The sequence below is a fragment of the Paenibacillus typhae genome (assembly GCF_900099765.1).
Classification (GTDB): Bacteria; Bacillota; Bacilli; order Paenibacillales; family Paenibacillaceae; genus Paenibacillus_AQ; species Paenibacillus_AQ typhae.
In genome coordinates, this window is the sequence record NZ_FNDX01000009.1 from 160,898 (window position 1) to 175,122 (window position 14,225).

General features: G+C 50.1%; 12 protein-coding genes. 4 read left to right on the forward strand and 8 right to left on the reverse strand.

Annotated elements, in window-relative coordinates; translation table 11 throughout:
• The first annotated feature begins 28 nt into the window (after positions 1-28).
• On the forward strand, positions 29-454 hold the full coding sequence (locus BLR64_RS10700) for a MarR family winged helix-turn-helix transcriptional regulator (RefSeq protein WP_090714103.1): 426 nt from the start codon (positions 29-31) through the stop codon (positions 452-454).
• Here the strand turns inward: BLR64_RS10700 and BLR64_RS10705 are convergent, their stop codons facing one another.
• The 3 genes from BLR64_RS10705 to BLR64_RS10715 form a co-directional block, all read right to left on the reverse strand.
• Positions 455-2,122, reverse strand: coding sequence for a DUF6138 family protein (locus BLR64_RS10705; protein WP_090714104.1), 1,668 nt, complete (start codon positions 2,120-2,122; stop codon positions 455-457). It lies immediately after the preceding gene.
• A gap of 222 nt (positions 2,123-2,344) precedes the next feature.
• On the reverse strand, positions 2,345-2,896 hold the full coding sequence (locus BLR64_RS10710) for a GNAT family N-acetyltransferase (protein WP_090714105.1): 552 nt from the start codon (positions 2,894-2,896) through the stop codon (positions 2,345-2,347).
• A gap of 110 nt (positions 2,897-3,006) precedes the next feature.
• Positions 3,007-3,930 (reverse strand): NAD(P)/FAD-dependent oxidoreductase, encoded by a 924-nt coding sequence (locus tag BLR64_RS10715; RefSeq protein ID WP_090714106.1) that lies wholly within the window; start codon positions 3,928-3,930, stop codon positions 3,007-3,009.
• Positions 3,931-4,087: 157 nt separating this feature from the next.
• Here BLR64_RS10715 and BLR64_RS10720 point away from each other — a divergent pair, with 157 nt between their 5' ends.
• A complete protein-coding gene (locus BLR64_RS10720; protein WP_090714107.1) occupies positions 4,088-4,312 on the forward strand; it encodes a DUF6199 family natural product biosynthesis protein in 225 nt (74 codons plus the stop codon).
• Positions 4,313-4,373: 61 nt separating this feature from the next.
• Here the strand turns inward: BLR64_RS10720 and BLR64_RS10725 are convergent, their stop codons facing one another.
• Positions 4,374-5,195 (reverse strand): helix-turn-helix transcriptional regulator, encoded by an 822-nt coding sequence (locus BLR64_RS10725; protein WP_090714108.1) that lies wholly within the window; start codon positions 5,193-5,195, stop codon positions 4,374-4,376.
• 108 nt (positions 5,196-5,303) lie between these two features.
• Here BLR64_RS10725 and lacZ point away from each other — a divergent pair, with 108 nt between their 5' ends.
• A complete protein-coding gene (lacZ, locus tag BLR64_RS10730) occupies positions 5,304-8,417 on the forward strand; it encodes a beta-galactosidase, LacZ type (RefSeq protein WP_090714109.1) in 3,114 nt (1,037 codons plus the stop codon).
• A gap of 48 nt (positions 8,418-8,465) precedes the next feature.
• Here lacZ and BLR64_RS10735 read toward each other — a convergent pair whose 3' ends face one another.
• Positions 8,466-10,247 (reverse strand): SgrR family transcriptional regulator, encoded by a 1,782-nt coding sequence (locus BLR64_RS10735; RefSeq protein ID WP_090714110.1) that lies wholly within the window; start codon positions 10,245-10,247, stop codon positions 8,466-8,468.
• Between the two features lie 114 nt (positions 10,248-10,361).
• On the opposite strand from BLR64_RS10735, the gene BLR64_RS10740 reads away from it, so the two are divergent.
• Complete coding sequence (locus tag BLR64_RS10740; RefSeq protein ID WP_090714111.1) at positions 10,362-11,603, forward strand: MFS transporter; 1,242 nt, start codon at positions 10,362-10,364, stop codon at positions 11,601-11,603.
• 58 nt (positions 11,604-11,661) lie between these two features.
• Here the strand turns inward: BLR64_RS10740 and BLR64_RS10745 are convergent, their stop codons facing one another.
• The 3 genes from BLR64_RS10745 to BLR64_RS10755 all read right to left on the reverse strand — a co-directional run bounded on the left by BLR64_RS10745 (position 11,662) and on the right by BLR64_RS10755 (position 14,203).
• Positions 11,662-12,087, reverse strand: coding sequence for a VanZ family protein (locus BLR64_RS10745; protein ID WP_090714112.1), 426 nt, complete (start codon positions 12,085-12,087; stop codon positions 11,662-11,664).
• 187 nt (positions 12,088-12,274) lie between these two features.
• Positions 12,275-13,651: a sedoheptulokinase gene (locus BLR64_RS10750; RefSeq protein WP_090714113.1), complete on the reverse strand. Its 1,377-nt coding sequence runs from the start codon at positions 13,649-13,651 to the stop codon at positions 12,275-12,277.
• 219 nt (positions 13,652-13,870) lie between these two features.
• A complete protein-coding gene (locus BLR64_RS10755; protein WP_090714114.1) occupies positions 13,871-14,203 on the reverse strand; it encodes an iron-sulfur cluster biosynthesis family protein in 333 nt (110 codons plus the stop codon).
• Positions 14,204-14,225 lie beyond the last annotated feature (22 nt).

The following is a 14,225-nucleotide window of genomic DNA, read 5'->3' on the forward strand; positions in this document are numbered from 1 at the left end:
TTTAACATCACATCAAGGAGGGAACATCATGAATTGTTCAATGGAACAAGAGGCTGTATTGTACCTGCTCAAAAAAATGGGCAATGAGCTCAGCCCGAAGTTCGAGCGCTGTACCGGCATCGGCTCTTCGAGGTACGATCTTCTATATCAGCTATATCTCGCGGATGAGGTGACCCAGAGTAACCTGCAAAAGGCCATTCACATCGACAGTGCTGCAATTACCCGCCACTTGAAGCAGCTTGAGGCCGAAGGCATGGTGACCAGAAGACGCAACCCGGAAGATCAGCGGGTGACTTTTGTGCGGCTGACCGAGGAAGGCCGGAGCCATATTGTAAACTTTAACAAGGAACGGACCGAATTCATCCGGCAGCTGCTTAACAGCTTCAGCGAGCAAGAAATAAATCTGATGACAGAAATGCTCACCAGGATGCTTCACAATCTGAAGGGTCTTTAGTTAGCCGCGTCTGCAGGCTTGCATCAGCTCTTCAAAAACCTGCTTCTTATCCCCTTCAGCCTTGTCAGCAAGCTTCTTCAGCTTGTCCTTACCGCCCCAAATGAGGTACACAAGATGTTCCGACTGGTAGTACTGGAGGCCGCGGACCTGAGAGAGCAGCAGTCTGAGCAGCTTTTCATCCTCCAGCTCTTTCATCAGCTTTAGCTTTAATGAATCCGTACTATACAGCATACACGTCACGAGTACTGGAAGAGTCTCCGTGTTAATGCCGTAATGCCCATACAATGCCGCTGTGAACCCATTCTGGACCGACTGATGTTCAACGTCTACCTTTTCCATGTATTCTCTGACCACCGGGAAATATGTGCGGTCCGAGAGACCAAGGCCAAAGACCGCGTAGCTGCCCGGCATGCAGCACTTCTCCCCTTCCGTATCTGTATACCATTCGAAGGTTTCCATGGCAGCCCTTGCGTACTCTTCCAGCAACGGGTGGACCTCAGGGTACTCAAGCGCATTCGCAAAAAAACGGTGCGTGCCCGACTTGGCCAGTCCCTTGACCGGCAACCAGCTTTTAACTGCGGATTTCAGCTTAATCTGATAGCTTTTTGGAAAACCCTGTTTAAGCAGCGTTATGAGGAACCGGAGCGCCTGACCGTAGCTCTCCCCTGACTCCTGCTTCATATGGATACTTACCTCAGCAAACACATCATTAGCTATACCTTCCACCAGCTCAGTCTTCAGTCGGGTAACATCCTCAGCCAAGGCTCCGCTGCCCTCCCGGATTAGCCGGTCAGCCCGGGTGCTGCCGAGTGCGGTCACGCAATTCAGGAAGGTGAGACCGGTACTTCTGCTGTAGGAAGGCTCATATCTGAGGATGCTTACTGCGCCATAGATCACCAGCTCTACAGCTTCTTGCCCGCTCCCGCTCTGCTCCAGCACTGCACCGCTCTTCCTCGTATATTCCTTCTCCCATTCGCTGCCTGTATTCTCAAAGTATCGGGGCAGCCACTGCTCCTCAACCCAATTCCTTAGAGCCACGGTCAGTGTATTGCGGTGCTCTGCAAGATGTTTGCTTCCCTTATTCAGCACTTGTATCCGCTCATACAGTCCAATGATTCTGCCGGAATCCAAGACGGGAAACAATTCTTCATCCAGCAGATGCCGGGCTAAAAAAAACGTTTCTAACGGTTTGGTAGGATATTTGCCGGCTTCGAGCTTGCTGGAGATATAAGAGCCGATCCGGTCCAGCAGCTGCTGCTTCTTCGCTTCGTCCACATATTTGAGAATGGGCACTTTAACAGTGCCGCCGTTGACGACTTGGAAGTTCCCTTCAAAATCAAACCGGTAATCCAGCACGGCCTGAGGGAGTGAACTTAATCTATGCTGCATATGACGGGCAAGCTCAGGCACAATCTGCTCCCGCACCTGCTCCTCTGTAAGCCCGCCGCCGGTACTCAGCCTGCTTTTGCCCGGCACAGATAAATCCAGCGGGTAATCCGTCACATCCACTCTGCCACCCTCATATTTAAGGAGCGCGTACCCGTGAATGCCGACCTGCAGCGTAGTGCGTTTTACAATTTTCTCAGCGTCTTTATCGTTGATAAATGCGATCCACTTGTCTATTTCCTGCTTCATTTCCTCAATAATAGGTTCCATTGAATAATCCATAGCATTACCTGCTCCTTTACACAGCAATATCGGCAGTGAGGCTGCCCGGTCTACTCTATTAATAATTACATTAAATAGTACAGTATCCTCATATACTGTTCAAATTTGCTCCAGACAAGGAATGGCCTGCTCTGTTAACCGCTGATAACCTGCTGGTTAGGTGGTTAATCTACGGTGAATAAGTCAAAGAGCAGCCGGGGGCTGCTCTTTTTTTTTTGACAATCATATAGCTCCTTTTACGATTCCGTAGTAATGCTTATCATCGTATTCTCCAGTATCGTTATAATAGTAACTTTCTTTATGTGTACCTTCATACTGCATGTGAGCTTTCTGCATCACCTTTCCAGATACCGCATTCTTCCCGCGGTGATATGCCTGCAGCCGGTGCAGTGAAGTATGGGTAAAGGTATACTGTATTACTGCTGTTAAAGCCTCAGTGGCATACCCATTATTCTGATAGGATCGTCCGATACAATATTCAATTTCTGCAAGACGATGATCCATGTCAACCTGACAGAAGGCAATTTGTCCAATACAATCCTCATGATCTTTAAGAATGATTGCCCAGCGGTAAAAGTCACTTTTTTTATAGGACAACACCCATTTGTACAGTAACTCCTCTACTGAAGCTATACTACTATAAACAGGTTCGCCGTAATTTTCTTGGATATCTTTGTCATTGATCCAGTTAGCATGCATACCCGGGGCATCTTCCATCGTAAATGGTCTTAGCTTCAACCTTGCGGTATTTATGATTCCAGTTGCCGCCCGCATTGATTTCCCTCCAGCATTACAGGATTGTTCTGCAGATAAATCCATTTTACCGGCAGAATATATAAGCGGCCATATACTAACCAACAGTAGATTTAGACTTCCATACTGCACTATTCCACGGTCACATTCGCTTCCCAGGCCTCCCCGTTCAGCTCACCGTTAATCATAATAGCAGTCAGTGCGCCGGAAGCAGCTGCGGCAATGGCCTGATACTTTTCAGAAGCGGCATCACCGGCAGAGAAAACCCCGGAAATGTTTGTTTTGCCGTATTCATCTGTGAGGATGCTGCCCGTCTCGGTCATTTCGCAGCCCAAAGCCAGCGGGAGATCCGAGCCACTTGTCAGCTTGGGAGCGAAGAAAATCCCCTCACACGGAAGCCGGGTTCCATCCTCCAAAACCACCTGCTGCACCATTCCCGCCTTTGATTCTATTGTTCTTATTGCTGGTTCATGCACCAGCACCCCATGCCGCGTCAGCTCCCCTCGATCTTCATCCGTCAATTCCGCCGGCCCGTTGGTACAAATGCTGTAATCTTTCGTCCAGCCGGAGATTACTTTAGCCAGATGCAGTGCGTGGGTTCCATCCACAATAAGGATAAGCTTTTTGTCCCGGAGCTCCCAGCCGTCACAATATGGGCAGACAAAGGCGCTTGTGCCATAGACCTCAGCGAGTCCGTCAACGGACAGCGGAAGATCTTTTTTCCCAACAGCAAAAAGCAGTTTCTTACTAGAATACATCGCGCCTGAGACCGTCGTAATTTCAAAATCATCCTCGTTCTTCGTAACCGCTGCAGCGGTATCACTGACACGGCTCACTGATGGATAAGCCTCCAGTTCTTCATGCGCCGCCTTGCGGAACTCTCTTGGACTTACTCCATCCCTTGTAAGGAAGCCGTGTGTCTCACGGGTAACAATATTCCTTGGCTGCAGATCGTCAATGACAATAACGGATTTCCGGGCCCGTCCCAGAACTAATGCCGCATTTAGACCCGCCGGACCCCCGCCGATAATAATCACATCTACTTTAGTATTCATATTAAACACCCTTCCCGGAGTTATTATGTCCACGATTTTAAAAAGCTATTGCAGACTCTTTATGTCTACGATAACCGGAACAGGTATTTAAAGCAAGTCTTTTTGTTGCATCGTAGTGTATAATTTATCCATATAACCGTTGAAAGGAGCTGATGGTATGGCCCTTGGAATAATATTGCTTATCTTTGGCATTGGATCGATCGTATTTGGCTTATATATCCGCAAGCACCCTGACTATGCCTGGAAAATGAGTGAGGCCTGGAAGGTAAAAGGAGATTCCGAGCCCAGCAGCAGTTATATCAGTCTTATGACATTCAGGGGGGCTGTAGGCATCTGGATCGGAGCATTTTCCACAATATTTGGCCTGCTTCAGTTTCTCTAATATGCTTAGGCACGCTCTGCTGTCCACCCCGGACTATGCGGAACGTGCCTTTTCCCTGCTATCATGTATCCAGCCCGTGCAGCTGTTTGAACTGCTCCGGCTGCATCCCGGTCAAACGCTTGAATACTGCGCAGAAGTAACTCGCATTCTCGAACCCGGTCAGCTGGGCAATCTCATACAGCTTTTTCTCCCGATGCTGGAACATCAGCTGCTTGCTGCGGTTAATGCGCTGCTTGTTGATATAGGTCACCGGCCGGTCATGAACCGTCCGCTGAAACAGCCGGCACAGGTATTGCGGCGAAACGGAAATCACCTCTGCCAGCTCCTTCAAGGGCAGCGCCCTGTGCAGATGAAGCTCAATATGCTCCAGCACCGGCTTGATCCGCACCAGCTCATCCTCCTCGCTGGCAGGCGGGAGATTCCGCTTCAGGTCGAGCAGCATCGCATACAGCAGTTTGGAACGCTCCAGATTGTTGTCCAGATCATTGGCATCCGGCAGCTTAAGCAGCTCCTGAAACGGAACCAACAGCTCAATATCCCTTAATCTCCGGACTCCTGTCTCACGGATACCTGCATAAGAAAGCATACCTCCCGCCTCTCTCCCGTTAAAAGATATCCACGCCAGCTCCCATTCCCGGCTGATTGGTGTGTAGGAATGAGGAATATCGGGGAAAGTGAAGAATATCTCTCCGGGTCCGACCACATACCGCTTCTCTCCGACTGTCAGCTCACCTTTGCCGCTCAGCACCTGATGCAGCTGGTAATCGGGAAATCCGGCAGGACGGGCGGTTTCTTCCTGATGCTCCCAGTATCCGATCGTCGTAGCGTACAGCGGCAGCTGAATCGTATCATCCACCGCGCAGAATACCATCATGCTCTCCATAATTGTCCACCTGTTTCATATTTTATTATAAGATACTAATATCCTTTTATATCCTATAGCCTTTTGGCGTTCTATAATATGAATATAACAATACAAGGAGATGTTAATGTGCGCAAGAAGCTAGACTACCAACCACCATCCAACGGTTATCCCGAATGGAATAACAATCCCGAAATCTTTCAGCTGAACCGCCTGCCGGCTCATGCCTCTATGATCTCCTATACAACTGTAGAGCAGGCACTTCAAGGCGAGTTTGCAGCATCACCTAACTATCATTCCCTTAACGGCAGCTGGAAGTTTGCTTTTGCAGAGACTCCGGAGCAGCGGATTAAGGATTTCTATACCTTGGATTACGATAACAGCAGCTGGGCCGAGATTCCGGTGCCTTCGCATTGGCAGCTCCAGGGCTATGACTACCCTCAATATACCAATGTCCGTTACCCGTGGGCCGTTTCTGAGCCTGACTTGAAGCCGCCGTTTGCACCTACCAAATACAATCCGGTCGGCTCTTATACACGCACCTTTACTGTGCCTGAAGGCTGGGCAGGACAGCCGGTATTCATCAGCTTCCAGGGGGTCGAAGCGGCCTTTTATGTATGGGTGAACGGTGAGCTGGTCGGATACGGAGAGGACACCTTTACGCCATCGGAATATGATATTACCGCATATCTGCGGGAAGGCGAGAACAAGCTGGCTGTAGAGGTCTACCGCTGGTGTGATGCTAGCTGGCTGGAGGATCAGGATTTCTGGCGTCTGAGCGGAATCTTCCGCGACGTCTATTTGTATACTACTCCGCAGGTTCATCTTACTGACTTCTCTGTAGTAACAGAGCTTGACGAAGCCTATACGGATGCCGAACTGAAGGTCAAGCTCCAGCTGGAGAATTATTTTAACAGCGGAATGAATCCTTATTCAGTTGAAGTACAGCTCTATGATGCGCAAAAGCAGGCGCTGTGGGATCAGCCGCTGTCCGCCGCTGTTACTTTTAACGGAACAGATGTGCAGGAGATTCAGCTGAGCCGGCATATCGCAAATCCGGAAAAATGGAGCGCCGAGAAGCCATACCTGTACACGGCAGTGATCAGCGTTATTGACGACCAGCAGCAGGTACAGGAATTTATCAGCACCCGAGTGGGCTTCCGCACCTTCGAAATTAAAGACGGCCTGATGAAAATCAACGGCAAACGCATTGTCATGAAAGGAACCAACCGGCATGAATTCTCCTGCGACACCGGACGCGCCCTCTCCAAAGCGGATATGATCCGTGACGTTCAGCTGATGAAGTCGCATAATATCAATGCCGTACGCACCTCCCACTACCCGAACCAGTCCATCTGGTATGAGCTGTGTGATGAATATGGCTTGTACGTCATCGATGAGACCAATCTGGAGACCCATGGCTCCTGGCAATACGGGCAGGAAGAGCTCGTTGAGACGAACGTTCCGGCAAGCAGACCGGAGTGGCGGGCCAACGTTATCGACCGCTGTAATTCCATGATGCAGCGCGATAAGAACCATCCGTCGGTCATCATCTGGTCGCTGGGCAATGAATCCTTCGGCGGCGACAACTTTATTGCCATGCATGACTATCTGAGAGAAGCGGATCCGACCCGTCCGGTGCATTATGAAGGGATTTTCCACTACAGACCTTCTGAGGCTGCCAGTGACATCGAATCCACCATGTATATCAGACCAAATGAAGTTGAGCACTATGCCAAAAACAATCCGAAAAAGCCTTACATTCTCTGTGAATACAGCCATGCAATGGGTAATTCCTGCGGCGGGCTGCATCTCTACACAGAGCTGTTCGATCAATATGACATCATCCAGGGCGGATTTATCTGGGACTGGGTGGATCAGGCGATCCGGACCAAAACTGCAGATGGTATCGAGTATCTGGCCTACGGCGGTGACTTCGGCGAAACGCCGCATGACGGCAACTTTAGCGGAAACGGCCTCTTGTTCGCTGACCGTGCGGTAACTCCGAAATTGCTTGAGGTTAAAAAATGCTATCAGTACATCAAGCTGACTGCCCTTGATCTGCAAAAAGGCAGCTTCCAGATCAAGAACAACTACCTGTTCACCAACCTGAGCGAATATCAGCTGCAGTGGAATGTGTCCCTGAACGGTGAAACTGTACAGGAAGGCTCTCTGCAGGTAACTGCAGCACCGGGTGAAACCGTTGAAGTCGCCATACCTTTTGAAGCCGGCGATCTGCTGAACGATAAGGAAGCTGTACTGACCCTCTCCTTCACCCAGCCTGAAGCTACAGAATGGTCAGAAGCCGGTCATGTTATTGCGTGGGAGCAGTTCGTTCTGGTGCCATGGATTGCCGCAAGCCGCCCTGCCGTTGGCAGCGGATCGCTTCAGGTGACCGAGAAGGAAGATACTGTTACTGTTTCCGGGGAGGCGTTCTCCGTCTCGTTTAATACAACAAGCGGTGAGCTTTACTCTTATGTGGCGAATGGTAAAGAACAGCTCCTGCAGCCGGCCAGAACCAATTTCTGGAGAGCGGTGACCGATAACGACCTGGGTAACGGCCTCGACAAACGCAGCGCTGTATGGAAAGAGGCTTCAAGCAGCCAAAGCCTGATCCGCTTCAGCTTTGAGGCTCAGGACAACCGCTGCATCATCTCGGCAGACTATGTATTGTTCACTGGCCCGGATTCCATCCTGCGTGTGAAATATGAAGTCCTCAGTAACGGCTCCGTTGAGATCAGCCAGGAGCTGAATCCGGGCAGCAGCAGCCTGCCTGAGCTTCCGGAATTCGGCATGATGTTTGTGCTGGACAGCGGACTTGATACCATCTCCTGGTACGGCCGCGGCCCGCATGAGAATCATTGGGACCGCAATACCAGCGCAGCCGTCGGCAGCTACAGCGGCAAGGTCAGTGACCAGTTCACCCCTTACCTGCGTCCGCAGGAATCAGGCAACAAGACCGATGTCCGATTCGCTTCTCTTACAAGCGGTGCAGACGGCCATGGATTTAAGATTGAAGCTCCATCCCTGTTCGAGCTGAATGCAATGCCATGGACCCCGGATGAGCTTGAAGCAAGCGATCACGTATATAAGCTGCCTGTCTCAGACAAAACCGTACTGCGTGTGAACTACAAGCAGATGGGGGTCGGCGGCGATGACAGCTGGGGAGCACCGATTCACAAGGAATATTTGCTGCCTGCTAACCGGCCGTACTTCTTCCGGTTTACCATTTCCCCTAAATAAGACGTATTGTTAGTTGAAAGGAGAGCCCGCGTTAAGCGGGCCCTCCTTTTATTTTACCCAGACGTCCTTATAGTTGATCTTCCCCCAGGCATTAAGAGCGATACCGTGAAGAGAGCCATCGTAGCCTACCTCCTGAACACTGTGGTATACAAACAGTACATTCAGCTGCCGCTTCAGCTCCTCCTCAACTGCTCTGAGCATCGTTAGGTGCTTATCCCCGCTGGTTTCAGTCAAAGCATCAGCGAGTATGGCATCTATTTTAGCCCTGAGCGGAGATCGCAGATGATTGCGGATATACCCGTGTTTCGAGCGGTACATTTCTATTAAAGTGATGATGGACTGATCCCCCAGCACTTCTCCGGCATAGATCATATCCGCCTGCAAGATCACCTCCGCCCGGGATAACTCCCGGATTGGCAGGATGGTCAGTTCGATTTGCACTCCAATTTGGCTGCATGCTGCCATAATCCAGCGGGCATCCTCCTCATTGCTGAAATATTCATAGGTATAGAGCTGCAGCACTTCTCCGTTATAAGAGGATTGCTCTAAGCTATTTCTTGCTGCTTCTATAGATGCATTTCTTCCATAGTCAGCCTCATAATAACCGGGATAAAAACCTGATGAGGGCTTATTTCTTCTTCCTTTCAGCTCCCGGATCATTTGCTCACGGCTAAGAGCCAGGTGTATAGCATTTCGCAGACTATAATCCTGCAGAATTCCTGGCTTAGAGAGGTTGAAGGTAAGCACTGTGCTGCCTGATTCCATCTGATTCAATTTTTGCTTGGAAACTCCCTTATCCATCGCTTCAAAATACAGCAGCTGTGGTTGTCCCAAAGGCTGTGTATGCCGCAGCTCCTCCTCATAATCAGGCCAGACCCACATTTCAATGACATCTAAAAACGGACGTCCTGCAAAGTAATGCTCATTAGCGTCCATGATCAGCATCGACTCTGTATTGCTCCGCATACAAAATGGTCCGGTGCCTACAGGCTGCCGGGCATAGTTATGTCTGGCATCGAGCTGCTCAAGATCATCCGGTACAATTGAGAAACGTTCAGTAGCCATAAAATGTGTAAAAAGCGCATTGCTTTCCTTCAGCTCAAAGCAAACACTGTATGTACTGGTAACTTCAATAGCCTGTACACTATTAATCAGCCAGTCTTCTCCGTTCCACTCCCTGATCCTGTCAAAGGTATACTTTACATCCTCAGCCTTCAGCTGCTTCCCGTGATGAAACAGCACACCTTTGCGCAGATAAAAGGTCCAGCGTCTGAATGTCCCGTCATGCTCCCAGTGATGAGCCAGCCCGGGCTTTAGCTTTTTACTGAACCGATCATATTGTGTCAAGGTGTCAAACAGCTGGCTGATCAGATGCGCTTCTGTACGCCGGACTACCTTCATCGGGTCCAGATCCGGGACAGGCCTGTAAAACGGATAGCGCAGAATATCCTGCTCACTCCGCTCCTTCTGCACACCGAACCGGTTTCCCAGCCATGTATGAAATTCAGCCTGAACCGATTCCCGCTCACTTGCCTGTATACATGCAAAGGCTTCACTCAGCTGTCCATTTAGACACAAGCTCTGTGCCCTGGCGAGAGTTAATTCATCTTTATTGCGCAGCAGGGCCAGCTGGGATGAATTGCCCCTGCCCAGTCCGGATTTCCAGCCGATGAAATGCTGCTCTTTCAGCTTTTGAATCAAAAATTGCGCATTACGGCGGGTGCAGTCAAAGACTAATGCAAGTTCATTTATGGTGACCGGAAACCACTCGCCGTCAGCTTGTGAAGTGTAATGACTTTTTAGCTGCAGATAATATTCCTCTATGTCCACTTCTACTCCTCCTCTAAAAGGCGAAAGGATGAAAATGATCTTTCTATTTTTGTTCTACTTTTATAAAAGTATAATTTGAGGCAACCCGTTAGTAAAGAGGAGTGTGTGATTCAAATGATCAAAGCAACAATACAGTCAGAACCGGCAGTCCCTTCAGTCTGGCGCAGCCCGGCCTTTATGGTTCTGCTTGGCGCCGGAGCCGTTATGGCGTTGGGAAACAAAATTTACGAGCTTGCGCTCCCCCTTATACTCTATGATTTCACGGAATCCTCTGTAGTCATGTCCGCGATGCGCGGGATTGAGTTTCTGCCGAACCTGCTGCTGGCTATGTTCATCGGTGTAATTGTGGACAGGGTGCATAAGAAACGATGGTCTTTAACAGCTATTCTACTGCAGATTGTCATTCTGGCTGCACTTTATCTGGCGATTGAGCACGGGTACCATTCTGCTCCAATGTTCTATGTGGCCGGCTTTATGCTAATGACCTTCGGCTATGCTTATTCCAATGCCAGGGTAGCTATGGTCAAGCATTCTCTTCCTCTGTCGATGTTAACACCCGCGAATGCATCCTATACTTTCGTCACCACCTTTATCAGCATTGCCGGTCCGGTATTGAGCGGACTGCTGCTCATGCTGCCTAAGATGCATGAAGCCCTGCTGCTTACAGCTGTTGCCTTCAGTCTGGCGTTCGTAACCTTAAGCTTTATCAGAACCAATGAGCCTGTAAGGCCTGCAGCCGGCAGCAAAGAGGGCTTCTGGAAAGAGCTGCAGGCAGGCTGGGCCGAGCTGCGCAGCAATCGCCTGCTGCTGTCTATGAGCATTGCCGTGGTCTTTCTGAACAGTACATCGGGCATGGTGGATACGACTATTATTTTCTTTGCTAAGGATGAGCTTATGCTGAGCAGCCTTGAACTCGGGATTGTGTTCTCGGCTGCCGGGCTCGGCGGACTGGCCGGGAGCCTGCTGATTGTTAAATTACGGAGTCTGTTTCCGGTTGGGAGATTAATTACGCTGTCATGCTTATTAACAGGACTGACAGGGATTCTGTTTTATATGTCACATTCAGCATATCTGCTCGCCGGAGGCCTGTTCTTGTATGGCTGCTTCGAGACCGTAAGCACAGTCAGCATCTGGACGTTCCGCCAGGAGACGACACCTTATCATCTGATTGGCCGGGTAAGCGGGATTACCGGTTCCATCTTCAAGCTGGGTATGCCGTTTGCGATCATAGCTTCCGGCTGGATCTCAGAGCTGTCAGGCCCGCGTACTGTGTTCCTGATCACCATTGCTGCTAATCTGCTGATTTTCACCGGCTGCCTGCTGAGTCCCCTATGGAGACAACGCCAATCTGGTTAAAAGAAAACGACGCCCATTCTGTTTCTTAGAATGAACGTCGTTCTTTTCACACAAATGATTACCTGCGTCTTGCCTGTAGCCCGGCAGCTCCGGACCACCTTTTAACCACTGCTATAAGAATGATACCGGCGACGATCCCCGCAGAGTCATTCACCATGTCGTAGATTCTCCCGTCCCGCCCGAAATAAAGCTGGAAAATTTCTGTGGACACAGCGAACGCAATAGACCAGACGATGCTTTTTATGTAACTGCAGTTAATCCGGAACAGCAGCATTCCAAAGACTGCAAAGCCAATAAAGTGGCCGATTTTGCGGGTGATGAAGAGTTGAGTATACCTTATGTCCATCTGGAGCAGGTTATGAAAATCCGGGTTCGGGGTCAAGTGAAAATAGGGCATTACCCCTTTACTCCAAAAGCTTGAATCAGCGGCGCAGGTGAAAATAAACAGGACAATTCCCCAAAGGAACAACATTACGGCTTTCATAGTAATCCTACTTTCTGGTGCGGGTTGGAAAAGATATAGTAGCTATTATAGCCTTCTGCCCCGTACGAATGCAATTAAGCTGCATGCTGTTTGCAAACTTAACAGCTGTAAGGAACCATGATCCGGCCCATACACAAATTGAAATATATATCGCTATTGAATAACCGTAGCAGGGACTGCGAAGAGGTCATTCCGGCTGATCCACCCCGATGTATTGACCGGCTTCCCGGAAGCCGGCTATGAGCCCGCCCCCTGCTGCAGCACTTAATGCCGCCCCTACAGCAGCTTCCTCAATGGATAAACTGAATGCAAACGGCAACCCGAAGGCTTTACCTACCTTCTTGCACAAAACAGGATTAAGCCGCAGCGCATTGCCTGAACCGATGATGAATGTGTACGGATTTGCCTTTACGCGGATCAGTGCCTCATAAAAAGTATAAAGCTCTTCCACCATCCCCTGAAGAAAACCGTGCGTAAGATTAGCCGGTGTGAAGTTGGCCAGCGAAATCCGGTTGATGCTGCCGCGCAGCTCTGGGCGAGCCCGGGTCCCTAGAAACCGGGGGCTTACCGTAAGATCCTGTACTGAAGGTTCTGCGCTATGCAGCAGCCGCTCCATGAAGCTATACATTTCCCCCGGTTCCTCCCCGGTATAACTGCTGATCACATCCCGGTAAAATTGCTCCAGCAGCGCATACGCTTTCCCTCCGCTGAGCGCCGCCCCGACAGCCAGTCTGCCGCCGCCGGGAAAAGGCCGCGTCTCCATTCCTTCTATATTGTATACACCGTCCGGTAACAACGCGGACAGCTGACTTCCGGTACCGATGTTAATCAGCACGGATTGCTCAGGAGACGGAACACTTCCAAGGAAGCTGGCCTGATTATCCCCGAGCGAGCAGTAAACCGGCAACCCGCCTTGAGTATGTCCAACTAGCGTTCCGGAGGGTACTACTTTGGGCAGGATTTCCGCCGCGATCCCTGCCCGTCCAATTGCAGCATAATCAAAGTCTTCCAGTGTAAAGCTGTAGCCCCCGATCGCTGCAGCCTGAGTAGCATCGACGACAGGCATTATGCCGCCAGTCAGGCGGAGGGCAACATAATCGGCAATGGTGCAGAAGCTGGAGGCCCCGGCCGGAACCAGCTTCTGCTGCAGATTATAGTAATGGGTCGCTAACCCGTATCCGGGAGGAATAGAGTAGCCTGTCAGCATTCCAAGTTTTTCAGCATAGGTAATCCCGTCGCCACAAGGTAACGCTGCTCTGCCATCCTGCCATGTATACAGCGGACTGACATGCTGTCCATGGTCATCTATATAGACGATGCCGTGCATCTGGCCAGTCAGGCCGATTCCTATAACATCCTCCTCCGTCTGAAGCAGCTCCTCCAGCATACGGCCGATAGTTTCACAGATCACTTCAGGGTCCTGAAGTTTTTCCCATTCCTGGTGGGCTCCGGTAACAGTTGTGTCGCATTCTTCTGTAATACTGCAGAGTACCATTTTATGCTCCAGCGAATATACGAGCCCCGTAATGGAGGTAGTCCCGATATCGAGTCCGATAAACTTCATCTGCGATCCTCTTCTCCTTAAAAGTAACTCTAGTATATACAACAATGGTAAGACGGTTCAATTTTGCCGGAATCCGCTGTATAGTTTAGCTGCAATGAAAGATACTAACCGACTGATGCGCAGAATAAAGGTAGGGCATAGCGATATAAAAGAAAAATTCATGCAACCAAAAAAAACAGCAGCTCCTCTTCATTTGAGGACTGCTGTTTTCGCGTTCATTTATTGTACCGCTTGCTGACGCTTATCCCGTATTCTGACATTGCTGCCGTACAGCGTGGAATCACTGGTCACCTTATAAGAAGGATAGTTCTCCTCCGCCTGAATCCGCATAACCTGATCGAATAACGATTCCTGCTGGCGGTCAACGATAAAGCTGAACGGCGCCTGCTTATAAACAATATCAGTGGCGTTCGGCCCGTCTACGATCTGCACAACGAGAACACCGTTACAGCCGCAATCCTCGGTGTCATAAAACAGCTTAAAAGCGCCGGGCTGTCCGGCCAGGCTTGCCTGCAGCCGCTCAGTAGTAAGTGCATCCAGTTGAACCTGCATTTGTGTTTACCTCCTTGGTGCT